At 66.7% G+C, this 21,730-nt stretch carries 24 protein-coding genes; 10 read left to right on the top strand and 14 right to left on the bottom strand.

Annotated elements, in window-relative coordinates:
- Positions 1–4: 4 nt before the first annotated feature.
- Complete coding sequence (locus POM99_RS08145) at positions 5–400, top strand: acyl-CoA thioesterase (RefSeq protein WP_277276577.1); 396 nt, start codon at positions 5–7, stop codon at positions 398–400.
- Here POM99_RS08145 and POM99_RS08140 read toward each other — a convergent pair.
- Both POM99_RS08140 and ald read right to left on the bottom strand, forming a co-directional pair.
- Positions 397–2,094, bottom strand: a complete 1,698-nt coding sequence (locus tag POM99_RS08140) for a GGDEF domain-containing protein (RefSeq protein ID WP_277276574.1) — start codon at positions 2,092–2,094, stop codon at positions 397–399. The genes POM99_RS08145 and POM99_RS08140 overlap by 4 nt on opposite strands.
- A 40-nt stretch (positions 2,095–2,134) precedes the next feature.
- Positions 2,135–3,250 (bottom strand): alanine dehydrogenase, encoded by a 1,116-nt coding sequence (ald, locus tag POM99_RS08135; protein WP_277276572.1) that lies wholly within the window; start codon positions 3,248–3,250, stop codon positions 2,135–2,137.
- 136 nt (positions 3,251–3,386) lie between these two features.
- On the opposite strand from ald, the gene POM99_RS08130 reads away from it, so the two are divergent.
- Positions 3,387–3,848 carry an Lrp/AsnC family transcriptional regulator gene (locus tag POM99_RS08130; protein WP_277276570.1) on the top strand — a complete coding sequence of 154 codons (462 nt, stop codon included), beginning with the start codon at positions 3,387–3,389 and terminating at the stop codon, positions 3,846–3,848.
- Here the strand turns inward: POM99_RS08130 and POM99_RS08125 are convergent.
- Positions 3,811–4,278: a hypothetical protein gene (locus tag POM99_RS08125; protein WP_277276568.1), complete on the bottom strand. Its 468-nt coding sequence runs from the start codon at positions 4,276–4,278 to the stop codon at positions 3,811–3,813. The two genes, POM99_RS08130 and POM99_RS08125, sit on opposite strands and share 38 nt — an antisense overlap.
- Positions 4,279–4,545: 267 nt before the next feature.
- On the opposite strand from POM99_RS08125, the gene POM99_RS08120 reads away from it, so the two are divergent.
- From POM99_RS08120 to recQ, 4 genes are all read left to right on the top strand, one after another.
- Positions 4,546–5,685 (top strand): serine hydrolase domain-containing protein, encoded by a 1,140-nt coding sequence (locus POM99_RS08120; RefSeq protein ID WP_277276566.1) that lies wholly within the window; start codon positions 4,546–4,548, stop codon positions 5,683–5,685.
- Between the two features lie 25 nt (positions 5,686–5,710).
- Positions 5,711–6,181, top strand: coding sequence for a DUF3592 domain-containing protein (locus POM99_RS08115; protein ID WP_277276564.1), 471 nt, complete (start codon positions 5,711–5,713; stop codon positions 6,179–6,181).
- Between the two features lie 71 nt (positions 6,182–6,252).
- Positions 6,253–6,711 (top strand): nuclear transport factor 2 family protein, encoded by a 459-nt coding sequence (locus POM99_RS08110; RefSeq protein ID WP_277276562.1) that lies wholly within the window; start codon positions 6,253–6,255, stop codon positions 6,709–6,711.
- 43 nt (positions 6,712–6,754) lie between these two features.
- On the top strand, positions 6,755–8,554 hold the full coding sequence (gene recQ / locus POM99_RS08105; RefSeq protein WP_277276560.1) for a DNA helicase RecQ: 1,800 nt from the start codon (positions 6,755–6,757) through the stop codon (positions 8,552–8,554).
- On the opposite strand, the gene POM99_RS08100 is transcribed toward recQ, so the two are convergent.
- Positions 8,538–8,726, bottom strand: coding sequence for an HP1242/YdcH family protein (locus POM99_RS08100; protein WP_277276558.1), 189 nt, complete (start codon positions 8,724–8,726; stop codon positions 8,538–8,540). The genes recQ and POM99_RS08100 overlap by 17 nt on opposite strands.
- A 302-nt stretch (positions 8,727–9,028) precedes the next feature.
- Between POM99_RS08100 and POM99_RS08095 the strand changes: the two genes are divergently transcribed.
- Genes POM99_RS08095 through POM99_RS08085 form a run of 3 tightly spaced genes read left to right on the top strand, consistent with a single transcriptional unit; the run spans position 9,029 to position 10,710 of the window.
- A complete protein-coding gene (locus tag POM99_RS08095; RefSeq protein WP_277276556.1) occupies positions 9,029–9,970 on the top strand; it encodes a right-handed parallel beta-helix repeat-containing protein in 942 nt (313 codons plus the stop codon).
- A gap of 38 nt (positions 9,971–10,008) precedes the next feature.
- Positions 10,009–10,356 (top strand): hypothetical protein, encoded by a 348-nt coding sequence (locus tag POM99_RS08090; RefSeq protein ID WP_277276554.1) that lies wholly within the window; start codon positions 10,009–10,011, stop codon positions 10,354–10,356.
- A gap of 54 nt (positions 10,357–10,410) precedes the next feature.
- A complete protein-coding gene (locus POM99_RS08085; RefSeq protein WP_277276552.1) occupies positions 10,411–10,710 on the top strand; it encodes a hypothetical protein in 300 nt (99 codons plus the stop codon).
- A gap of 34 nt (positions 10,711–10,744) precedes the next feature.
- Here POM99_RS08085 and ribA read toward each other — a convergent pair whose 3' ends face one another.
- From ribA to ppk2, 5 genes are all read right to left on the bottom strand, one after another.
- A complete protein-coding gene (gene ribA, locus POM99_RS08080) occupies positions 10,745–11,806 on the bottom strand; it encodes a GTP cyclohydrolase II (protein WP_277276550.1) in 1,062 nt (353 codons plus the stop codon).
- Between the two features lie 17 nt (positions 11,807–11,823).
- The gene (locus POM99_RS08075; protein WP_277276548.1) at positions 11,824–12,615 is read right to left on the bottom strand and encodes an exodeoxyribonuclease III; all 792 of its coding nucleotides are present in this window, start codon (positions 12,613–12,615) and stop codon (positions 11,824–11,826) included.
- Between the two features lie 477 nt (positions 12,616–13,092).
- Positions 13,093–13,758, bottom strand: a complete 666-nt coding sequence (locus POM99_RS08070) for a LolA family protein (RefSeq protein WP_277276546.1) — start codon at positions 13,756–13,758, stop codon at positions 13,093–13,095.
- A gap of 76 nt (positions 13,759–13,834) precedes the next feature.
- On the bottom strand, positions 13,835–14,002 hold the full coding sequence (rpmG, locus tag POM99_RS08065; protein ID WP_054132393.1) for a 50S ribosomal protein L33: 168 nt from the start codon (positions 14,000–14,002) through the stop codon (positions 13,835–13,837).
- 84 nt (positions 14,003–14,086) lie between these two features.
- The gene (gene ppk2, locus POM99_RS08060; protein ID WP_277276541.1) at positions 14,087–14,866 is read right to left on the bottom strand and encodes a polyphosphate kinase 2; all 780 of its coding nucleotides are present in this window, start codon (positions 14,864–14,866) and stop codon (positions 14,087–14,089) included.
- Positions 14,867–14,975: 109 nt separating this feature from the next.
- Here ppk2 and phhA point away from each other — a divergent pair, with 109 nt between their 5' ends.
- Entirely contained in the window at positions 14,976–15,911 is a 936-nt protein-coding gene (gene phhA, locus POM99_RS08055; RefSeq protein ID WP_277276539.1) for a phenylalanine 4-monooxygenase, read from the top strand.
- Positions 15,912–15,984: 73 nt separating this feature from the next.
- On the opposite strand, the gene POM99_RS08050 is transcribed toward phhA, so the two are convergent.
- From POM99_RS08050 to POM99_RS08030, 5 genes are all read right to left on the bottom strand, one after another.
- The gene (locus tag POM99_RS08050; protein WP_277276537.1) at positions 15,985–16,257 is read right to left on the bottom strand and encodes a hypothetical protein; all 273 of its coding nucleotides are present in this window, start codon (positions 16,255–16,257) and stop codon (positions 15,985–15,987) included.
- A 71-nt stretch (positions 16,258–16,328) separates the two neighbouring features.
- Positions 16,329–16,595, bottom strand: a complete 267-nt coding sequence (locus tag POM99_RS08045) for a GlsB/YeaQ/YmgE family stress response membrane protein (protein ID WP_277276831.1) — start codon at positions 16,593–16,595, stop codon at positions 16,329–16,331.
- A gap of 127 nt (positions 16,596–16,722) precedes the next feature.
- Positions 16,723–17,538, bottom strand: coding sequence for an undecaprenyl-diphosphate phosphatase (locus POM99_RS08040; protein ID WP_277276535.1), 816 nt, complete (start codon positions 17,536–17,538; stop codon positions 16,723–16,725).
- Positions 17,539–17,620: 82 nt separating this feature from the next.
- The gene (locus POM99_RS08035; RefSeq protein ID WP_277276533.1) at positions 17,621–19,747 is read right to left on the bottom strand and encodes a M13 family metallopeptidase; all 2,127 of its coding nucleotides are present in this window, start codon (positions 19,745–19,747) and stop codon (positions 17,621–17,623) included.
- A 98-nt stretch (positions 19,748–19,845) separates the two neighbouring features.
- On the bottom strand, positions 19,846–21,657 hold the full coding sequence (locus POM99_RS08030) for an ABC transporter transmembrane domain-containing protein (RefSeq protein ID WP_277276829.1): 1,812 nt from the start codon (positions 21,655–21,657) through the stop codon (positions 19,846–19,848).
- Between the last annotated feature and the right edge of the window lie 73 nt (positions 21,658–21,730).

Here is a 21,730-nt window from a genome sequence, read left to right as displayed (position 1 = left end):
GGCTTTGACCAACCGCCATTCGTTGACCTTCACCGCAGGCCCCGAGCACATCGACGAGCTGGGCCATGTGAACAACGCCGTGTGGGTGCAGTGGATGGAGGCGATCGCCGTCGCGCATTGGGAGGCGGTGGCGAGCGAGGCGCACAAGGCGGCCTATGTCTGGGTGGTGACGCGGCACGAGATCGATTACCGCGGCAACATCCGCGAGGGCGAGAGTGTGACCGCCGAGACTTTCATTCCCGAAGGGCCGATCGGCGCGCGGTTCGACCGGCGGGTGGATTTCCGCGATACCGGCGGCAAGGCGATCGTCAGCGCACGCACCACCTGGGCTTTGATCGACCGGGCGAGCGGACGGCTGCAGCGGGTGACGCCCGAGATCGCGGCGCCTTTCCTGCCCTAGATCGCCAACGCTGCGTCCGGGGCGAAGCTGGTCATCTTTTCGCGCATTGTGCGGTTTCGGCCCAGGCGCTTGGCTTCATAGAGCAGCTTGTCGCACTGGCGATAAAGCGTGGCGAAATCCGCCTGCAGCGCCCCGCGCGGATCATGTTCGACCAGCCCCATGCTGGCGGTGACCATGCGGTCCAGCCCCGGAACGCCGGCGGCGACGCGGGTGGTTATGGCGCGGCGGCAGCGCTCGGCGCGCTCCGCCGAATCGGGGCCACGCAGCAGCAGCAGGAATTCCTCGCCGCCCATGCGGATGGCGCGGGTATCGGCATCGAACACCAGCGCGCCGGCGGCTGCCTTCAGCACCTTGTCGCCCACGTCGTGCCCGTGGCTGTCGTTCACCGCCTTGAAGTGATCGAGATCGATCACCGCCATGGTGCGGAAGCCATCGCGCACCAGATCGCGGAAACGCGCTTCGATTGCGTGGCGGTTCCACAGCCCGGTAAGGGGGTCGCGCCGGGCCTCGCCCTCAAGCTCCTGCGCCAGCGCGGTGGCGTCGTCGCGTTCGCGGCGCAGCACCACGATGCGGCTGATGATGCCGATCGAACTGGCGACGACTTCCACCGCGAGCGAGAGTTCATAGGGGACGATGGAATCGGTCGGATGCCCTGCGGGGAACAGATAGCACCCGATGCGCCACACCCCGACGAGGACTGTAGGCGTCCAGCCCGCGATCTGGAACCAGACGAGGTTGCTGCCGCGCCGCCATGCGTGGACCTGCGCCGTCACCAGCATCACGATGGTGGCGATCATGGCAAGGTAGATCGCCAGCGTGGACCACAGGCGCAGCGCATTGAACGGCAGCATCGTGAACGCGCCGATGCCGAAGACGGCAGCCGCTGTCAGCCGCAGCCCGCGCTGGACCGCGCGGTCAAGCGCATGCGGTTCAAGGAACGTGCCCGTGAACATCAGCGCGCTCGCTCCGATCGTGCCGTAGCAGAACGTGGATACGGCCCCTTCGGCAAAGGTCGGCAGGTCCGCGATCAGGTGGATGAAGCCGGTGCCGACCAGCGCCTGCAGCAGCATGGCCGTGATCAGCACGAGGTGCCAGAGCACGTATTGCTGGCGCAGGATCACATAGAAGCCGCCGTTGAACAGCAGGGGCAGCACCAGCATCCCGCAAATCATCGCCATGGCGACGATCTCGCCCAGGTCCCAGCCGGTGCCTTCGGGGTCGTCGTCCAGCCGGGCCTGACTGACCACGGTCTTCGACCACGGCCCGGTGATGCGGGCGACCACCCATTCGCTGTTCCTGGTAACCGGCGGCAACTGCACCGATACGACCGGCCCGGAGCCGAGGTGGCGCGCCTCTCGTTCAGGATAGCTGAGGCTGCGCATGGTACCGTCGCGGTCCAGCACGGCGAGGTCCACGCGGGCGAAGGTGGCGGCATGGGTGACGAAGCTGGCCGGCAAGGGGCTGGTCTGATCCAGGCGGAACCGGATGAAGACCACCTCTGAATCGATGCTGTAGTTGTCGGCGGAGCAGGTCCAGCGGCGTGGATCGAGGCTGACCGAGGCGTAGGATTCCTGGGCGGAGGCTTCGGCATGGCATTGCTCGCGCACCGTCAACGGATGCGCAAGGGCGCCTGCCGGCATCAATCCGGCAAGCGCCACGAGCAGCATCAGAACCATGCGCACGGGGGCAGTCATGAATCCTGACTATCCCCCGCCTGTTTAGCGTCGGGTAAACTCAGCCAAGTATTTGCCCCAGTGGCGTAAATTCATAACCGAGTTCACGGGCCACGGCTTCATAGGCGACCTTGCCGGCGTGGACGTTGAGCCCTGCGGCGAGATGCGCATCGGCCGCAAGCGCGGCCTTCCAGCCCAGGTCGGCAATGCGCAGCGCGTGGGGCAGGGTCACGTTGTTGAGCGCATAGGTGCTGGTGCGCGCAACTGCGCCCGGCATGTTGGCCACGCAATAGTGGACCACGCCATCGACCACATAGGTCGGTTCGGCATGGGTGGTCGCCCGGCTGGTCTCGAAGCAGCCACCCTGGTCGATCGCCACGTCCACCAGCACCGAGCCGGGGTTCATCGTGGCCAGCATGTCCCGCGTGACCAGCTTGGGGGCGGCAGCGCCGGGGATCAGCACCGCGCCGATCACCAGGTCCGCATCGGCCACCAGCGCGGCCAGCGCGGCCTTGCCGGCATGCAGGGTGCGGGCGCGGCCTTCAAAGTGATTGTCGAGCCGTTCCAGCACGTTGGGATCACGATCAAGGATCGTCACATCGGCGCCAAGGCCCACCGCCATCTGTGCGGCGTTGAAGCCGACCACGCCGCCGCCGATCACCACGACCTTGCCCGGCAGCACGCCGGGCACGCCGCCCAGCAGCACGCCGCGTCCGCCGTTCGCCTTTTCCAGCGCGGTGGCGCCGGCCTGGATCGACATGCGTCCGGCAACCTGGCTCATCGGCTTGAGCAGCGGCAGGGCATTGCCCGGCCCGGTGACGGTTTCATAGGCGATGGCGGTCACGCCGCTCTTCACGAGGTCGGCGGTCTGTTCCGGATCCGGCGCGAGGTGGAGGTAGGTGTAGAGAACCTGGCCCTCGCGCAGCTGGGCGCGTTCGACAGCCTGCGGCTCCTTCACCTTCACGATCATCTCGCACCCGGCGAAGATCGTGGCGGCATCGGGCTTGATCGTGGCACCTGCGGCTTCATAGTCCGCATCGCCTGCGCCGATGCCGTTGCCGGCGCCGCTTTCCACCCACACTTCATGGCCATGCGCGACCAGTTCGCGCGCGGATTCAGGGGTCAGGCCGACCCGGTATTCGTGGTTCTTGATTTCGCGAACTGTACCGACACGCATGGCTTTGCTCCCGTCAAACTGTGATGCCATGCAGAATACGCGCGATGGGGTGCACTGTTTCACCTAAATGGGGCTTTGCCATTGCCCAAAATGGCGATATTTCCTGATCAATACCAAGTTTATCGGAAAAAATTGCATGAACCGCACGGATGCCGCCATCATCGAAGCGCTGCAGCGTGATTCGGCGCAGCCGATTGCACAGGTGGCGGAAAAGGTGGCGCTGTCGCCCAGTGCCTGCCACCGCCGCATCCGTGCGCTTGAGGAACAAGGGGTGATCTCGGGCTATGCCGCACGGATCGATCCCCGCGCGGTGGGACTGGCGGTGGAGGTTTTCGTGGAGATCACGCTGACCAGCCAGAGCCGCGAGGCAATGGACCGGTTCGAGCGTGCGGTGGGTGATTTCGACGATATCCTGGAATGCCACCTGATGAGCGGCAGTGCGGATTATATCCTGCGCGTGGCGGCGCGGGACCTTGACCAGTACGACCGCATCCATCGCGATTGCCTGGCCCGGCTGCCGGGCGTCTCCTCGATGCGATCCAGCTTCTCGCTGCGCCGGATCAAGCGATTTGACGGTTACCCGGTAACACGAAGCTGAAAGCGTCTGACATCCCGCGGCCCGATCTGCCCGCCTTGGCGCCGGCCTTGCGCACAGGGCGCTTCCGCTTGGGCGGGTGGCTGTCCATCAGCACCAGCGTGGTGTCCGGATCGTCAAGGTTGTATTCGGCGCGCAGCCGTTCCTTGAACGCCTCGATGGCTTCCTCGTCGTTCAGGTGCTTCACGGTGTAGCGATGGATGACGTAGTCCGCCTCGCGATCATGCAGCCAGAGGTAGCGGCCCGAAGCAGTGGCGGCGAGGCGCGAGACGTCGAGTCCCGTGGCCAGTGACCAGGCGTCCTTGCTCCAGCTGACGATCGGCCTGTGGCAATAGCGGCAGGTGCTGCTGGTGGAGCCGTCGGCTTCCTTGTGCCGGTGCCTTTCGGGCAGGTGGATGCGGGTGAACCAGCACTGGGTCAGGGCTTCGGTCAAAGTCATCCTCCACGGACAGGGCGGGGCGACCGACGGGCCGTCCAAGGTGGATGGAGGAGGTACGGCTCGCCGGTCTGTAACCTGAGGACGGCGGCGGCCTGCCTTGGTTAAGGGGTGGCGGATTCCGGCGGTTTCGCATCCGTTGAAGGCAGGCGACAGCGGGGCGGAACCTGCTAGTCTCGGCGGGCGGTTGCTGGCCGGAGACTGATGCCGATGGCGCGATGGTATAGTGTTGCAATGGTTGGGATTCTCTCCTGCGCGTCCGCAATGGTCAGCGCGCAGGCCGTGCCGGCATCGGTGGCCATCGCGTTCGATCGCCACCATATCTGCACCGTCCTGGCCGAGGGTGAGGCCGACCGTACCACCGGGCGCAAGGTGAACGCAGACGATCCGGTGCGCATCGCCTCGATCTCCAAACTGGTCACCGCGCTGGGGGTGATGCGGCTGGTGGATGCGGGCGTGCTGGACCTGGATCGTGACGTGTCTGGTTATCTCGGCTGGCGATTGCGCAACCCCGCCTTTCCCGATGTGCCGATCACGCTGCGCCAGTTGCTGTCTCACCGGTCGAGCCTGGTGGACGATGCCGATTACCTGATCCCGTTGGGGGACACGGTCCGTGCAAGGCTTTCCGATCCCCGGGCGTGGGACAGGGCCCATGCCCCCGGCAGCGACTGGTTCCACTACACCAATCTCAATTTCCCGGTGATCGCCTCGGTGATGGAGGCGGCGACAGGCGAGCGGTTCGATGCACTTATGCAGCGCATCGTGCTGCGGCCGCTGAGGCTGGACGCCTGCTTCAACTGGAGCGGGTGCAGTGCCGGGCGCGCGGCGCACGCGGTGGTGCTCCATCGTGCGGATGGCAGCGTGGCGCGCGATGACCTGAAAGGTGCAGTCCCCGCCTGCCCGGTGCAGCCCGGCAGGGACGGCGGTTGTGATCTGTCCACCTATGTGTCCGGCTGGAATGGTGGCCTGTTCTCCCCGCAGGGTGGCCTGCGCATTTCGATGCGGGACCTGGCGCGGATCGGGCAACTGCTGGGGCGGGGCGGCAAAGGCTTCCTCTCGCGCCGCAGCTTTGCCGAACTGGTGCAGCCCGCATGGCGCTTCTCGGGCACCAATGGCGTGGACGAAGGCGGCGGGCAGGGCGGGGTGAACTGCGCCTATGGCCTGGCGGTGCATGTGCTGGCAGGCGGTCCGCCGCCCTGTGCAGACAACCTGTTCGGCGATGGCCGCCTGCGTATCGGCCATTCGGGCGAAGCCTATGGCCTGCGTTCGGGCCTGTGGGTCGATCCGAAGACGGGCAAGGGCGTGGCCTTCTTCACCACCGCCGTGCCCGATGCTGCGCCCAAGGGTGCGCACAGCGCCTTCACCGCCGTTGAGGAGAAGCTGGCGGCGCTTGCGGAAAATTAAGCCCGGCCTGCGATAGCACGCATCCATGGCTGATCTGATCCTCGTGGCGACGCTCGCGGCGTGGCTGTTCTTCGTGTTCTGCGTATGGCAGTCGCTGCGGCTGCTGGGCGGTTGGCGCCCTGCCACCGCGCGGGTGCTGCGCAGCGATTATACCGAAAGCCAGCAGCGCGAGGATTTCTGGTCGTTCGGCATGACGATGTTCACCTCCCGCGGGTGGAACTGGCGCGATGGCGAGGACAGCCGCCTGATCGAGGATGACGTGGAGTTCACCACCGCCGACGGGCTTCTGCAGCGCGCGGTGGTGCGGCGGCAGGTGCATCGCGGCTGGCGGCCCAGCCTTTATTATCCAGTGTGGTATGACACTGCCGATCCGGCGCGGGTGACGGTTCTCGGCCCGTGGTTCTGGGGCCTGATGGCGGTGCTGGCCCTCGTGCTCACCGTGATGCTGGCACGCACGGCTGCGGCATCGGGCGTGCTCGCGTCGCTGCTCGCCTGAACGAAAGCAGAGGGCGCGGGGCGGCATCGCCGTGCTAGCCTTCCGGGCAAACATCTCCGGGAGAGCCTGACATGCCTGATATCGACCCCATCCAGCGGCTGATCGCGATCGAGGAGATCAAGCAGCTGAAGGCACGCTATTTCCGCTGCATGGACACCAAGGACTTCGTCGGGCTGCGCCAGGTCTTTGCCGATGATGCGCGCTTTGACGCCAGCTGTTCGCTCAGCCTCGAACCCGGCCCGGATGCAGACCAGTGGACACACAGTGGCGGCGATCAGATCGCCGCCTTCGTGCAGGCGGCGGTGGAGACGCTGCGCACCGTGCACCACGGCCATTGCCACGAGATCGAGATCCTGTCCGATACCGAGGCGCGCGGCGTGATCGCCATGGAAGACCAGATCTGGGACCTGGCGGGCGAGACGATGACGCTGCACGGCATGGGCCACTATCACGAAACCTACCGCAAGGAGGCGGACGGCTGGAAGATCGTGACCAGCCGGATCAGCCGGCTGCACGTGATCACCGGATAAGGCGGGTGTAACCCGCCGCCCATGTGTGGCATGGGCAAAGGCGATGGCCGATTTCGATATGCTTGCGAACATGGACGAGGCGCGCGCCGCGCTGGCGCGGGTGTTCGGTTTTCCCGCCTTCCGCGGCGTGCAGGAACAGGTGGTGGCGCGTGTGCTGGCAGGGCAGTCCACGCTGGCGGTGATGCCGACCGGCGCGGGCAAATCGCTGACCTACCAGTTGCCAGCCACGATGCTCGATGGCACCTGCATCGTCGTCTCCCCCCTGATCGCGCTGATGCATGACCAGCTGCGCGGGGCGACAGCCAACGGCATCGCCGCCGCCACGCTGACCAGCGTCGATGCCGATCGCGGCCAGACCATCGAACGCTTCCTGCGCGGCGAGCTGGACCTGCTCTACGTGGCGCCCGAACGCGCCAGCCAGCCGCATTTCCGCGATCTGCTGTCGCAGGGGCGGGTCGGCCTGTTTGCCATCGACGAGGCGCACTGCGTCTCGGAATGGGGCCACGATTTCCGCCCCGATTACCGCCTGCTGCGCCCGTTGATGGATGCCTTTCCGGATGTTCCGCGGCTGGCGCTGACGGCCACGGCGGACCGGCACACCCGGGCAGACATCCTCGCGCAGCTCGGCATTCCCGATGATGGTCTGATCGTGGCCGGGTTTGATCGGCCGAACATCCGCTATGCCATTCGCGGGCGGGACAACCCGCTGCGCCAGCTGAAGCAGGTGCTCGCCGAAAACCCCGGTCCCGGCATCGTCTATGCGCCCACACGCGCGCAGGTGGAGCGGCTGGCCGATCAGCTTGCGGGCGAGGGGCGCACCGTGCTGCCCTATCACGCCGGGCTGGCGCCCGAAGTGCGCGCGGGCAACCAGGCCGCCTTCGTGGCGAGCGAGGACATGGTGATGGTGGCGACCGTCGCCTTCGGCATGGGTATCGACAAGCCCGATGTGCGCTTCGTCGCCCACGCGGCGCTGCCCAAGTCGATCGAGGGATACTATCAGGAAACCGGCCGCGCCGGGCGCGATGGCGATCCTTCGGTGGCCATCATGCTGTGGGGGCCGGACGATTTCGTGCGCGCACGGGCGCGGCTGGGCGAAGTGGAAGAGCACCGCCGCGCGAGCGAACGCGCGCGGCTGGATGCGCTGGCCGGGCTGGTCGAAACCGCCGAATGCCGCCGCGCCGTGCTGCTGCGCCACTTTGGCGAGAACCCGCCCACCCAATGCGGCAACTGCGACAACTGCCTGAACGCGCCGGGCGTGACCGACGCCACCGAGCTGGCGCGCAAGCTGCTCAGCGCGGTCTATCGTACCGGGCAGGCGTTCGGCTTCGGCCACGTGGAAAAAGTGCTGACCGGCGTTGCCGACGAACGCGTGATGCAGCGCGGGCACGATCAATTGACTGTGTTTGGCATTGTTCCGGCCGAGGAAGCGCCGCTGCTGAAGCAGGTGAGCCGGGCCCTGCAGGCGCGCGGCGCGCTGGTCGCCAACGAACATGGCGGCCTGATGCTGGGCGGCGATGCACGGGCGTTGCTGAAGGGAGAGGCGCGGCTCGACCTGGTGATTGCCGAGCGGGCAGAACGCAGCGGCGGTCGGCGGCGCAAGGGCGGGGGCGGTGCGCCCAATCCGGTGGGCGATCCCTTGTTCGATGCGTTGCGCGCGCTGCGGCGCGAACTGGCGCAGGAGGCGGGAGTGCCGCCCTATGTCATCTTCCACGATGCCGTGCTGCGTGAAATGGCGGCGGTCCGCCCCGCCAGTCGCGGCGATCTGGCCGCGATCGGCGGGGTCGGTGCGCGCAAGCTGGACGCCTATGGCGACCAGTTCCTGGCGGTCATCCGGCAGTTCTAGCCGCGCGGCGTCCGCCGCGGGCAAGCTGCGCCAGCCGGTCCTTGACCATCAGTTTCAGCTTCTTGATCCGCGCGATCTCATAGGGATCGGCCCAGCGCCGCCCCTGCGCCATGCGCAGCAGGGCGTCCAGCTTCTGGTGGCGTTCCAGCAGGCGGAAGGTCTTGTTCGACATCATATGCTCCTCGATCAGAACGTTGCGTTCGATCGGGTGCGCTAATGCTCTGGTCCGTGCCGGGGAGTGGGGGGAGAGGACCCGGACCGGCAGCATCGGCAAACACCCGATGCGGTCCGACATCACGTGGCGTGCAATCCATGATCGCACCGCCGCGCCAGAGGGGCCCGGTCCCGCAGAAGCAATAGTGGATCAATATGGTCTGATTCGCAAGCGCAATCGGTTCTGCCCGTCCTGATCCGTTATGGCACGGACGTTACGCGCCGCCTGACAGGATTGGGCTGGCGGGGTAAGCCGGCTCCATGATCAAAGCGACCTGCCTGCTCGCCCTCCCGGTCCTGTTGCTTGCCGGCACGGTTTCGGCCCAGCCCGACCGCGCGCCTTATACCGTGGCTGAGACCGGCCAGCGCTTCGGCGCCTTGCAGGAGGCGGTGAACTTCATCGGTGACCGTGCCGGCACCATCCTGATCGCACCCGGCGCCTATCGCGATTGCGCCGTGCAGACGGCGGGCCAAGTCGCCTTCGTGGCGCAGGAGCCTGGGCAGACAGTGTTTGACGGCGCGATCTGCGAAGGCAAGGCGACGCTGGTCGTGCGCGGGCGCTCAGCCCGCGTTGAAGGGCTGGTGTTCCAGAACCTGCGCATCGGCGAAGGCAACGGCGCGGGCATCCGTCTGGAAAAGGGCGACCTTACCGTGCGACAGTCGTGGTTTCGCGACAGCGACCAAGGCATCCTCTCGGCCGACGACCCGAACGGGCAGGTGCTGATCGAGAAATCCACCTTCAGCCGCCTCGGCCGCTGCGACCGTGGCCTGTCCTGCGCGCACTCGGTCTACTTCGGCGACTATGGCAGCGTGACCATCCGCAACGTGCGGTTCGAGCAGGGCCGTGGCGGTCACTATGTAAAGAGCCGCGCCGCGCGCATCGAGGTCAGCGATTCGAGCTTCGACGATTCGCAGGGGCGCGCAACCAACTACATGATCGATCTCAGCGCCGGGGCCACCGGCGCGATCCGTGGCAACTGGATGGTGCAGGGGCAGGACAAGGAGAACTACAGCGCCTTCATTACCAATGCCGCCGAAGGTCGCGTGCACAGCGCCGACGGGCTGGTGATCGAAGCCAACGTCGCCCGCCTCGCCCCCGGCGTGGACCGCACCACGGCCTTTGTTGCGGACTGGAGCGGCGATGCGATCCGGCTCGGCGCGAACCAGACGGGGCCGGGGCTGAAGAAGTTCGAGCGCCGCTGAAACTTGCCTCTCGGGGCTTCGGTCCCTACCTTGTCGGGATGCTGAGCCGGTTTCCCCTGCGGCTGGCAGGGCGGCTCTGGGCCGTGCTGCTGGTGCTGACCATCGCGTTCCACGCCGGAACACCGGTGGCGGCCGCCTTTGAACAGCGCAGCGGATCGGCCTTCAGCGCAGATACGGTGGAAATGGTGGTTGCGCCCGCACGGCGCGATGTGGCGGCGGTGCGGATTGCGCCGTTGCCCTTGCCGCCCGTGCCCACGGCGGCCACACCTGTGGTCCAGCCCGCCATTGCCGTGTTCGATCATGTGCGGCCGGATTCCACCGGCCCACCACCCGCCGCGCCTGCCCTGGCGCGCAAGGAAGCGCCGCGGGGCCCTCCTCACGCCTGAATTGTCGACGCGCGCCCCTTGGCGCTGTTTCCAAGCAATTCAGGATTACCCATCATGAACACCCTTACCGAGAGCGCCTCCGCGCTCGCCCGCCGCGCGCATGTGGAAGCGCTGCTGGCGGCCTATCCCGATGTCAATGTTGAGGAGCGCGACCTGCTGGTGCGCTGGTTCCGCCGCGAAGCCACTGCCATGGATGTGGCGCTGCTGGCCAGCGAGCCGGGCATCGCCCGCGGCTATGCCCGCTTCCGCGCCGAACACATCGATCGCTTCTCGTGGGCTGATGTGCTGAAGGGCATCGCCGGCGCCGCCGTGCTTGTCGCCATCGTCGCGGCGATCATGTGGCGCGCCTGGTGATGCACGATGGCGGGGGGCTGCGGCTCCCCGCCTATCACAGGATATGCCCCGTGCGGTCGCGCTTGGTGTCGAGATAGCGGGCGTTATGCGGATTGGCGGGCAGCTGGTGCGCTACGCGTTCCAACACCGTCACCCCTACGCCTTCCAGCGCCGCCACCTTGGCCGGGTTGTTGGTCATCAGCCGTATCGCAGAAACGCCCAGCAGATCGAGCATCCGTGCCGCCACGGGGAAATCACGCGCCTCGCTGGGCAGGCCAAGCCGTTCGTTGGCGTCCACCGTGTCAAAGCCCTGGTCCTGCAGTTCATAGGCGCGCAGCTTGTTGATCAGGCCGATGCCGCGCCCTTCCTGCCGCAGGTAGAGCAGCACGCCCCAGCCGCCGGTTGTCGTCTCCTCCGCCATGCGGCGCAGCGCGGCGTCCAGCTGCGGGCCGCAATCGCACTTCAGGCTGCCAAGGATGTCGCCGGTCAGGCATTCGCTGTGCAGCCGCACCAGCGGCGGCACGTCGCCGTTCTGGCTGCCGATCACCAGCGCCACATGCTCACGCAGGTCATCCCGTGCGCGAAACGCCACGATCTCTGCCGATTCGCACGCCGCCACCGGCAGGCGCGCACGGGCCTGGATGGTCAGGTCCAGCGGGTCCTTGAACGCGGCAAGGTCAGCCACCGTCACCGCCGCCGCCGGCTCCACGCCGGTGGATACCAGGAACGCGGGCAGGATGCCGGCCAGCCGCGCCAGTTCCATCGCCGCCACCGCCGCTGCCCCGGCCGCGATCGGCTCGGCGCGGAACGGCCCGCGCAGGGGTCGGGCAAGATCGAGCGCAGGGTCGGCCAGCTCACGCGCATCGCGCAGCGCAAAGGGTTCGGCCCCGTGGATCAGCACGGGCGCCTCGGGCCGGTATTCCCGGCTGTTGGCCAGCTTCAGCGTGGCCGCGCGCGCTGCGGAAATCAGCATGCGCGCGGCATAAAGGCCCGGCTGGGCAAAGCCGGTTTCCGCCGGCAGCAGGTCCAGCGCGCCGCCTTCGCCGTTCACGCGGATCGCCCAGCCGTGCCGCAACGCATCGAGCGCGAGGGCGACGGCGCGGCTGCCGCCTTGCATGCTGCCGCCTGCCGCGCTCACAGGTCCAGGACCGTCACCAATGGCACGTGGTCCGAAGGCTGTTCCCAGCGGCGGGTCTCCTCGACAAAGCGGTGCGAGACCGACTGCGCCGCCACCTGCGGCGATGCCCACATATGGTCCAGCCGTCGGCCCTGGTCCTTGTTGCGCCAATAGGAGCGATACGACCACCACGAGTAATTGCGCTCGGGCGCCGGAATGTGCTTGCGGCCCAGGTCCACCCAGCCATGCGCATCGGCGAAACGCTGCAGCGTCTCCACCTCCACCGGGGTGTGGCTCACCACCTTCAGCAGCGCCTTGTGGTCATAGACGTCGCAGTCCAGCGGCGCGATGTTGAAGTCCCCCACGATCAGCGTGGGCTTGTCCAGCACATCGGCCCAGCGCGTCATCCGCTCCAGGAAATCTAGCTTCTGGCCGAACTTCAGGTTCGCCTCGCGGTCCGGAATATCGCCGCCCGCCGGGATATAGACGTTCTCCAGCACCAGCCCCTGTCCGGGGCCGAGCAGTTCCACGCCCACATGCCGGGCCTCGCCATTGTCCTGCCAGTCGTGCCGGCCGATCTCGCGCAGCGGAATGCGGCTCACCGTGGCGACACCGTGATAGCCCTTCTGCCCACGCACCGCGCGATGCACGTATCCGGCCTTCTCGAACACCTCGTGCGGGAACAGGTGCTCGGCGCACTTGATCTCCTGCAGGCACAGCACGTCGGGCGCTTCCTGCGCAAGGAAGCGTTCCACCTGATCGGCGCGAAGACGGACGGAATTGATGTTCCAGGTGGCGATCGAGATCATGGTGGTGGCTTTAGGAGCGTGTGCCGAAGGGAGCAAGGCCGGGGCCTGCCGCGCATTGGGATGGGCTGGATTTGGCGATGGCCGTAGCGAGAATGGTGCTGTCCGAGAAGCGGCGCGCAGCGACCTTTCTGGTCGCGAGCACCCGCAGCGCAGGGCAGTGCCGTTCGCAGCCCGGCCACCGGCAAACACGGCCTGTCCCAACAGAAAACCCTCGGACCGGGGGCATTGGTCCGAGGGTTCCATGTGCGTTCGTCACGCTAGACGGGCGGCTGGATGGAAGCTGGGCAACAGGGGGGAAACCCGCCTCGACCGCTCCGTCTGATGTCTTTCTAGGACCCCGCCCCTTTCGCCCGGATGAACGCTGCTTTCAGCCTTGTCGCAATTTGTCGCAGCCGGAGGGCGATCTCAGGACGAGTCGTGGGCTGGTGCCGGTGAACCGCAATTCGGGTTCTCCGCCTGGACCAGACTCTGAAAGAATCACCCCGCGCGGCGATTCTGGGTGCGCGGGTCGTTAAAGCGGAAGGTGTTGTCCGGCACGGCGATGCCATACTGGTGGTTGGTCAGCCGCACCGTGGTGCGCTTGGCTTGCGAATCGAGCGCCACCCACGAATCGAGCTCCCAGCCGCCCGGTGCCGAAGCCTTGCGCACCATGATCAGCGTGATCGTGCCGTATTCCGGGTGGCGAGGATCCTTCACGTCGATGCTCAGCACCGAAGGATTGGCCGTGGGGTTCAGCCTGGCAAAGCGCGCCACGTCCTTGTTGGGATCGAGCAGTGCGCCCAGCGGGCTGTTGCGGATGGGCCAGCGCTGTACCTGCCGCACTTCGTAATCGATCATGGTCAGCGATGATCCATCGGCCACGATCAGGAAGGGCACGCCCTTCTGATATTGAAAGCGGATCTTGCCCGGGCGCTTCAGCGTCATCACGCCGCCCACGCGCTGGCCGTTGCGATCGGTCTGCACGAAGTCGGCCCGCATGGAGGAAATGGCGCGCAGCGCGCCCACCGCCGTATCGATCTGCGCACGGTCTGTGGCGGATTGGGCGGTTGCCGGTGTCGGAAGCACCGAAAGGCCCGTCGCGGCAAGCGCGAGGGCCGAAGCGGCAAGAACCGGGGTGCGAAGGGTCTTCAAGATCGTGTTCATCGCCGTTCCTTGCAGTGTCGGCGTTGAACTTCCCGTGAACCGTTCCGGTTCCGGGTGCGGCGCGGCAAGCGCCCGCTTACTTGATCTTGGCTTCCTTGAACTCGACGTGCTTGCGCACCACCGGGTCATACTTGCGGAAGCTCATCTTCTCGGTCGTGTTGCGCGGGTTCTTCTTGGTGACATAGAAGAAACCGGTGTCTGCGGTCGAGACCAGACGGATCTTGACGGTGGTGGGCTTGGCCATTGCTCTATCCTGAAAACGCAAGCGGCGGCGCGTCGCCACGCCGCCTTCACAGGGCGCGGGCGTTGGGGGAGAATCAGGGCAAAGTCAAGGGGCGGGGAAGGGATGAATCGGCTTCAGCACGCCGAAATGCTCTTCCTCGGGCTTGCCAGGCAGCGGTGGCAGCTCCAGCGGCGGGGTCTCAACCATGGTATCGGGCAGCCGGTCAAGCAGGTTGCGAATCAGCGTCAGCCGTCCGCGCCGCTGGTCGTTGAAATCCACCAGCGTCCACGGTGCATGCGCCGTGTGGGTCGCCGCCAGCATCGCCTCGCGCGCGGCGGTGTAGTCGGCATACTTGCCGCGCGCCTCGATATCCACGGGTGACAGCTTCCACCGCTTCATCGGATCGCCGCGCCGCTCGGCAAAGCGCTTTTCCTGTTCGGACTGGTCACAGGTCAGCCAGTACTTGAACAGCAGGATGCCATCGTCGACCAGCATCTTCTCGAACGCAGGCGCGGCAGCGAGGAACGCCCGCACCTGCTCCTCGGTGGCGTAGCCCATTACCCGTTCCACCCCGGCGCGGTTGTACCAGCTGCGATCGAACAGCACGATCTCGCCCGCCGCCGGCAGGTGCGGCACGTAGCGCTGGAGATACCACTGCCCCTGTTCGCGCTCGGTCGGCTTGGACAGGGCCACCGTGCGCACCTGTCGGGGATTGAGCTTGTCGGACAGGGCGTTGATCACACCGGTCTTGCCCGCCGTGTCGCGCCCTTCCAGGATCACCAGCACCCGCGCGCCAACCTTTGCCGCCCAGCGCGCCATGGCGTTCAGCTCTTCCTGCAGTGGTTCGAGCAGGTCCTCGTAGTCCTTCTTCTTCAGCTCGCCCATCGGTGGATCCTTTCAGGTTGCAACCTGCGCGGGCCACCCTGCGTGGAGTTGGCGCGGCAAGCAAGTTTGCGGAAGCGGACGTGAACTGTTAGAGGTTGCAGTTGAAACCATGTCGACGATCACCGCCCCCACCGATTTCACCCGTCTGCCCGATCTTCCGGCGGATGTGTTCACCGCGCCGCTGCGCCGGCCCACCCACTTGGGTGAAGACTGGGTGGAGCCGTCCCAGGCGGATTATGGCGCACAGGACCACGCCACCTGGGATCGCCTGTTCGCGCGGCAGATGGAAGTGCTGCCGGGCCGCGCCGCCAGCGCCTTCATGGCGGGGCTGGAACGGCTGGACCTTGGCCGCGGCGGCGTGCCGGAACTCGCCCGCCTGTCGCGCGAACTCACCGCCTTGACCGGGTGGAGCGTGGTGCCGGTGCCCATGCTGATCCCGGATCACGTGTTCTTCTGGCACCTCGCCAACCGCCGCTTTCCCGCGGGCAATTTCATCCGCAGCCCTGATCGGTTCGACTATATCGAGGAACCTGACGTGTTCCACGATGTGTTCGGCCACGTGCCCCTGCTCGCCGATCCGGTCTATGCCGATTACATGCAGGAATATGGCCGCGCCGGGTGGAAGGCGATGCGCTACAACCGGCTGAAGGCGCTGGGCGCGCTCTACTGGTACACGGTGGAATTCGGCCTCGTGCAGGAAGCGGACGGCCTGCGCGCCTATGGCGCGGGCATTCTCTCCGGCCCGGCCGAAGCGGTCTTCGCGCTCGAGGCCCGCTCGCCCAACCGCATCATGCTCAATGTCGATCGCGCCATGCGCACCGATTACGTGATCAGCGACCTGCAGCCGACCTACTTCGTGATCGAAAGCTTTGCCCAGCTTTACCATCAGACGGTGGAGCGAGATTTCGACCGGCTCTATCGCGGGCTGGGCGCAGGGTTCACCTATGCCAATACGGCCGTGATCGACGTGGACGACGTGATCCACAAGGGCACGCTGGAATATCACCTGCGCGGCGGCAGAGGCAGCGGGGCAGAGCCGGTCTGACCGGCACGACCAAAGCAGAACGGCGCCCGGGAAAGCCCGGGCGCCGACCTGAAACAGTCCCCTGCAGGCAGGATTACTGCTTCTTCTCCGCGTTCTCTTCGATCGCTTCGGCCTTGGTGTTGCCCGAGGCGCGAACCGCATCCGCCTTGTCGTTCATGGTGTCGGCCGCAGCGCCGCTCATGTTGGCGGCCTGGGTGTCCATGGCGTCGGCAGCGGCATCGCTGGCGTTCTGCACGGCGTCGGCGGTGTTCTCGGCCGCGTCTTCCTTCTTGCTGTCGCACGCGGCCAGGCTCAGGCCCAGCGCTGCGGTCATGGCGATCATCGCGCCTTTGGTGAAGGTCTTCATGCCTTTGTCCCCTTTATGGTTGAGGCGGCCGCAAAGGACCGCCTCGGGTTGGTAATGTCTGGAAGTCCGGTTCAGCGCACCGCGCCGCGACGGACGAGGTTGACGATCGCGAGCAGGATCAGGGCGCCCAGGAACGACACGATCAGCGTGCCGGCCGAGATGCCGTTGGTGATCGAACCACCGCCGATCAGCGGCGCAAGCAGGAAGCCGCCAAGCAGCGCGCCGACAATGCCGACGACGATGTTGAGGAAGATGCCCTGCTGGGCATCGGTGCGCATCACGATGCTGGCCAGCCAGCCAAGAATGCCACCGACGACAAGAAGAATGATGAGGCCCATATCGCTAATCCCTTGAAATGCTGTCTGCCCGGAAAAATCCGGGCCGAGGCATTTGGTTCCGATAGTGCGACGAGGCGTTTTTGATCGATGCGCCTTGGGCATCGGCCCAAGGCTTGCGGCAAAGAATTTACCCCCGCATCAGCCACACCAGCGCGAGCGCGCCGGCGGCGATGCGGTATATCGCGAAAGGGGTGAAGCCACGGCGGCTGACGAAGCCGACGAACAGCTTGATCACCACCAGCGCCACCACGAACGACACGGCCGAGCCGACGGCGATGTGGCTCCAGCCCACCGGGCCTGACTGCGCGGCCAGTTCCTCGCGATGGTCCCACAGCTGCTTGGCGGTTGCCCCGAACATCGTCGGCACCGCCAGGAAGAAGCTGAATTCGGCGGCGGTCCGGCGGTTCACGCCCATCGACAACGCCCCCATGATCGTCGCACCTGATCGCGAAACCCCCGGGATCATCGAGATGCACTGCATCACCCCGATGGCGAAGGACTTGCCGACCGAGACATTCTCCACCGGGCGATATTCGCCCTGCTTCGCCACCCGCTCGATTAGCAGGATGGCCACGCCCCCCAGAATCAGCGCCCAGGCCACGATCACCGGGGTTTCCAGCATCGCGTCGATCTTCTTCTTCAGCAGCACGCCCAGGATGGCCGAGGGGATGAAGGCGACGATGATGTTGCGCACGAAGGCGATGGCGTCGCGGCTGCCCGCGAACAGGCCCTTCGCCACCTCCATGAACTTGCTCCAGTAAAGCACCACCACCGCCATGATCGCTGGCAGCTGGATCACCACGTTGAACACTTCCCACTGGCCTGGGTCATACCCGAACACCTCGGTCGCGAGCACGAGGTGGCCGGTGGAGGACACCGGCAGGAACTCGGTAAGTCCCTCCACGATGCCCAAGAGGATGGCGGTGATCGTCAGGCTGTCCATGGCGCGCAGGCGTCGCCGCAGTGCAGCAAAGTGTCAAGGGTGGGGCGGGCTTAAATTATGGCAATGCCCGCCCTTTCGCCCCTCACCAGATGCGCACGCGCTGCTCGGGCGGCAGGTAAAGCTTGTCGCCCGGCTTCACGTTGAACGCCTTGTACCACGGGTCGAAGTTGCGCAGCACGGCGTTCACCCGCGCCTCGGCCAGCGCATGCGGGTCCGTCTTCAACAGCTGCCGGGCGAAGGCGTCGCGGTACTTCCACCGCCACGCCTGGGCATAGGACAGGAAGAAGCGCTGGTCCCCGGTCAGCCCGTCGATCACCGGCGCGGGCTTGCCCTTCAGCGAAAGCCTGTAGGCCTGGTATGCCATCGACAGCCCGCCAAGGTCGCCGATGTTCTCGCCCAGCGTCAGCAGCCCGTTGTGGCAGGTCTTGCCCCCGTCCAGCGGGCATTCCCTGTCGTATTGCGCGGCCAGCTTCTTGCCCAGCGCGTCAAAGGTCTTGCGGTCCTCTTCGGTCCACCAGTCCTTCAGCGCGCCGGTCCCGTCATAGCGTGAACCCGAATCGTCGAAGCCGTGGCCGATCTCGTGCCCGATGGTCGCGCCCACCGCGCCATAGTTCACTGCCGCATCCGCCCGGGGGTTGAAATACGGCGGCTGCAGGAACGCGGCCGGGAACACGATCTCGTTCGCAGGCGGCATGTAATAGGCGTTGACCGTCGGCGGGGTCATCAGCCACTTGCCCTTGTCCACCGGCGCCGCCAGCTCCTTCAGGTCGTCCTGCCAGTGCCAGCGCGCCGATTCCACCGCATTGTCCAGTGGCGCATCGGGGCGGATGGCCATGCCGTCATAGCTCTTGAACTTTTCCGGATAGCCGATCTTCACGTTGAACGCGTCGAGCTTCGCCTGCGCCGCCACGCGGGTGGCCGGCGTCATCCACGGCAGCGTCTTCAGGTTGTGCGCCAGCGCCGCGCGCAGGTTGCCGACCAGTTCGATCATCGCCGCCTTGCTCGAAGGCGGGAAGTGTTCCTTCACATAGAGCGCGCCCAGCGCCTCGCCCATCTGGCCCTCCAGCGTGGCCATCGCCCGCTGCCAGCGCTCGCGCTCCGCCGTGCGGCCCGACAGGGTGCGGCCATAGAGTTCGAACGTCGCCGCATCGATGTCCGATGGCAGCACCGATGCGTTTGAAGAGAGGAAACGCGCCGCCATCCACGCCTGGATCGTGCCGATGTCGGTCTCGCCCAGCAGCTTCACCAGCGCGGGCATCCCGCCGCCAAGCTTGGCGCGGTCCTCTGCCGAAAGCGCCAGCTTCGCCGCCTTCTCGGTCGATGGCGGCAGTTCGGTCACGATCAGCGAACCGACCTCGCCCAGCCCGCGACCCTGCAAGAGTGGCTGCAGTGGAAAGGCGCTGCCCAGCGCTGCAAAATCCGCGCGCGGCACCACGTTGGTGGTCAGCAGCGGGTTGCGCGCCACCGCGCGGTCCCAGTCCGCCTGGGCGATGGCGTATTCGAAGGCATAGACCTTGTCGGCCATCGCAGCCGCATCGGCCTGCCCGGCCTTGCCCAGCAGGAACGCCAGATAGGCGCGATACTTCGCCTGGATCTCGCGGTTGCGCTCGTTGTCGACAAGGTAATAATCGCGGTCGGGCAGGCCCAGCCCGCCGACCCCGGCATAGACCGCATTGCGCGCCGGATCGGTGCGGTCGATGCTCACATAGAACGCCACCGGCGATGGCATGCCCGGCTGCGCCATCAACGCGGACAGCGCCTCGCGCGTGGCGGCGCCGCGGATGCGGTCGAGATAGGGCTTGGCCGGAGCCAGTCCTGCCGCGTCAATGGCGGGGCGGTCCATGAACGCGCGATAGCTGTCGGCGATGCGCTGTTCGCCCGTTCCGGCGGCATGGGGCGTTGCGGCAAGGCCGGTCACGATGTCGCGCACCGCCCGGTCCGAAGCCAGCCGCAGCGCCAGCGCATTGCCGCTGTATGGGTATTGCGGCGGGATGACCTCGGCCTTGTCCCACTTGCCGTTCACATAGGCGAAGAAATCGTCACCCGGCTTGATTGACCGGTCGATGTCGGCCGGATTGAAGCCCCAGCCCGGAAAGGTCGGCACCGGGTAGTCCACCTGCGCGGACGGGGCGGCGGCAGGCCCCTCGGCAAGGGCGGTGGCGGGCAGGGCAAGGGCGGCAGTGCAGGCAAGCAACAGGCGCAAACGCATGGGCAGTCGGGTCCATCCGGTTTCAATGGTGACCGGATGGCTCTAGCCGCCTTGCGCTGTGGTGAACACCCCCCACCCTTTCGGGCGACGCAATGGCCTCAGGCCGCCGCCGTATCGAACTGCAGCCGCGCCAGCCGGGCATAGAGCCCGTTCGCCGCCGTCAGCTCGGCATGCTTGCCCTGCTCCACGATGCGCCCGTTTTCCATCACCACGATGCGGTCGGCCTGGCGCACGGTGGCAAGGCGATGCGCGATCACCAGCGTGGTGCGCTGCGCCATCAGCCGGTCCAGCGCATCCTGCACCAGCCGCTCGCTTTCGGCGTCCAGGGCGCTCGTCGCTTCGTCCAGCAGCAGGATCGGCGCATCGCGCAGCAGCGCGCGGGCAATGGCGATGCGCTGGCGCTGCCCGCCGGAAAGGCGCGCGCCATCCTCGCCCAGGAACGTGTCCAGCCCCTGCGGCAGCGCACGCAGGAACGTTTCGGCATTGGCGGCGCGGGCTGCTTCCCAGATCTGGTCGTCGCTCGCGCTCCAGTTGCCATAACGCAGGTTGTCGCGCGCGCTGGCGGCAAACAGCGTGCCGTCCTGCGGCACCAGCGCCATGCGCGCGCGGACTTCCGCCGGGTCCGCCTGCGGCAGCGGCACCCCATCGATCCGCACGGTGCCCGCCTGCGGGTCATAGAACCGCTCGGCCAGCAGGAAGAGGGTGGATTTGCCCGCGCCCGAAGGGCCGACGATGGCCACCGTCTCGCCTGGCTCCACCGCCAGCGAAAAGTCCTCCAGCGCCGCAATCTCGGGCCGGCTGGGATAGCGGAACGATACGTTCTGGAACGCGATCTGCCCGCGTGGCGGCTGCGGCAGGGTGATCGGCCGGGCCGGGGGCGCGATGTCCGGCTGTTCCAGCAGCAGCTCGTTCAGCCGGCTCGCCGCGCCAGCCCCGCGCACCAGGTCGCCATAGACTTCCATCAGCGAACCGAATGCACCGGCGACAAGGCCCCCGGTCAGCACGAAGGCGGCGATCGTGCCACCGCTGATCCGCCCTTGGGCCACGCCCATCGCGCCTTCCCACATCAGCGCGGTGATCCCGCCAAAGATCAGGAAGATGACGATGGCGGTCATCACCGAACGGATGCGGATGCGCCGTTCCGCGGTGGCGAAAGTGCGTTCCACCGTCGCGCCAAAGCGCTGCGCCTCGCGCGATTCCTGGCCAAAGGCCTGGACCACCTTCATCGCGCCCAGCACTTCGGAAATCTGCACGCCGATATCGGCCACGCGGTCCTGGCTTGATCGTGATGCACTGCGCAGGCGGCGGCCAAAGAAGAAGATCGGCCCCAGGATCACCGGAATGCCCACCAGCACACCAGCGGTCAGCGCCGGCGCCAGGTAGAACAGATAGGCAAGGCCACCCACCGCGGTCAGCGAATTGCGCAGCGCGACCGAAACCGTCGTGCCCACCACCTGCTCGATGATCGACGTGTCCGACGTCATCCGGCTGGAGATCTCCTTCGGGCTGTTGCTCTCGAAGAAGCTGGGGGGCATCCGCAGCAGGTTCTTCTGCACGCGCAGGCGTATGTCCGCCACCACGCGTTCGCCGATCCATGAAACGAAGTAGAACCGCGTCGCCGTGCCGATGCCAAGGACCACCACGATCACCAGCAGCAGGCGAAACGCCCCGTTGATCGTTTCGGGGTTGGCGCCGGGGCCGAACGCCTGGTCGATGATCGTCTTGAACCGCGCCGGAATGGCGATGGTCGCGCCCGATGTCACCACCAGCGCGGCCAGCGCGGCCCCCACTTGCGCCGGATAGTTCAGCGCCTGGCGCAGGATCATGCGCAGCGGGGTCAGGTTGCGCGCCGTCGGCGGCACCAGTTCGGGCTGGGCCTGTTCGGGGCGGGCCTTTTCGGGCTGGGCCATTTCGGGCTGGGCCATTTCGGGCGGGGTTTGCGCGTCCATGGCCGCCCGCCTAGCCGATGGCGGGCATGGCCGG

This window comes from Novosphingobium cyanobacteriorum (assembly GCF_029436685.1).
Lineage (GTDB): Bacteria > Pseudomonadota > Alphaproteobacteria > Sphingomonadales > Sphingomonadaceae > Novosphingobium > Novosphingobium cyanobacteriorum.
Note: the sequence above shows the minus strand (reverse complement) of the source record. Positions and strands in the feature narration are given on the sequence as shown.

What these genes read in the sequence shown, in the direction of transcription:
- POM99_RS08140 (WP_277276574.1), bottom strand. Translation starts at nt 2,094, where the DNA reads ATGACTGCCCCCGTGCGCATGGTTCTGATGCTGCTCGTGGCGCTTGCC.
- ald (WP_277276572.1), bottom strand. Translation starts at nt 3,250, where the DNA reads ATGCGTGTCGGTACAGTTCGCGAAATCAAGAACCACGAATACCGGGTC.
- POM99_RS08130 (WP_277276570.1), top strand. Translation starts at nt 3,387, where the DNA reads ATGAACCGCACGGATGCCGCCATCATCGAAGCGCTGCAGCGTGATTCG.
- POM99_RS08120 (WP_277276566.1), top strand. Translation starts at nt 4,546, where the DNA reads ATGGTCAGCGCGCAGGCCGTGCCGGCATCGGTGGCCATCGCGTTCGAT.
- POM99_RS08115 (WP_277276564.1), top strand. Translation starts at nt 5,711, where the DNA reads ATGGCTGATCTGATCCTCGTGGCGACGCTCGCGGCGTGGCTGTTCTTC.
- POM99_RS08110 (WP_277276562.1), top strand. Translation starts at nt 6,253, where the DNA reads ATGCCTGATATCGACCCCATCCAGCGGCTGATCGCGATCGAGGAGATC.
- recQ (WP_277276560.1), top strand. Translation starts at nt 6,755, where the DNA reads ATGGCCGATTTCGATATGCTTGCGAACATGGACGAGGCGCGCGCCGCG.
- POM99_RS08100 (WP_277276558.1), bottom strand. Translation starts at nt 8,726, where the DNA reads ATGTCGAACAAGACCTTCCGCCTGCTGGAACGCCACCAGAAGCTGGAC.
- POM99_RS08095 (WP_277276556.1), top strand. Translation starts at nt 9,029, where the DNA reads ATGATCAAAGCGACCTGCCTGCTCGCCCTCCCGGTCCTGTTGCTTGCC.
- POM99_RS08090 (WP_277276554.1), top strand. Translation starts at nt 10,009, where the DNA reads ATGCTGAGCCGGTTTCCCCTGCGGCTGGCAGGGCGGCTCTGGGCCGTG.
- POM99_RS08085 (WP_277276552.1), top strand. Translation starts at nt 10,411, where the DNA reads ATGAACACCCTTACCGAGAGCGCCTCCGCGCTCGCCCGCCGCGCGCAT.
- ribA (WP_277276550.1), bottom strand. Translation starts at nt 11,806, where the DNA reads ATGCAAGGCGGCAGCCGCGCCGTCGCCCTCGCGCTCGATGCGTTGCGG.
- POM99_RS08075 (WP_277276548.1), bottom strand. Translation starts at nt 12,615, where the DNA reads ATGATCTCGATCGCCACCTGGAACATCAATTCCGTCCGTCTTCGCGCC.
- POM99_RS08070 (WP_277276546.1), bottom strand. Translation starts at nt 13,758, where the DNA reads ATGAACACGATCTTGAAGACCCTTCGCACCCCGGTTCTTGCCGCTTCG.
- rpmG (WP_054132393.1), bottom strand. Translation starts at nt 14,002, where the DNA reads ATGGCCAAGCCCACCACCGTCAAGATCCGTCTGGTCTCGACCGCAGAC.
- ppk2 (WP_277276541.1), bottom strand. Translation starts at nt 14,866, where the DNA reads ATGGGCGAGCTGAAGAAGAAGGACTACGAGGACCTGCTCGAACCACTG.
- phhA (WP_277276539.1), top strand. Translation starts at nt 14,976, where the DNA reads ATGTCGACGATCACCGCCCCCACCGATTTCACCCGTCTGCCCGATCTT.
- POM99_RS08050 (WP_277276537.1), bottom strand. Translation starts at nt 16,257, where the DNA reads ATGAAGACCTTCACCAAAGGCGCGATGATCGCCATGACCGCAGCGCTG.
- POM99_RS08045 (WP_277276831.1), bottom strand. Translation starts at nt 16,595, where the DNA reads ATGGGCCTCATCATTCTTCTTGTCGTCGGTGGCATTCTTGGCTGGCTG.
- POM99_RS08040 (WP_277276535.1), bottom strand. Translation starts at nt 17,538, where the DNA reads ATGGACAGCCTGACGATCACCGCCATCCTCTTGGGCATCGTGGAGGGA.
- POM99_RS08035 (WP_277276533.1), bottom strand. Translation starts at nt 19,747, where the DNA reads ATGCGTTTGCGCCTGTTGCTTGCCTGCACTGCCGCCCTTGCCCTGCCC.
- POM99_RS08030 (WP_277276829.1), bottom strand. Translation starts at nt 21,657, where the DNA reads ATGGCCCAGCCCGAAAAGGCCCGCCCCGAACAGGCCCAGCCCGAACTG.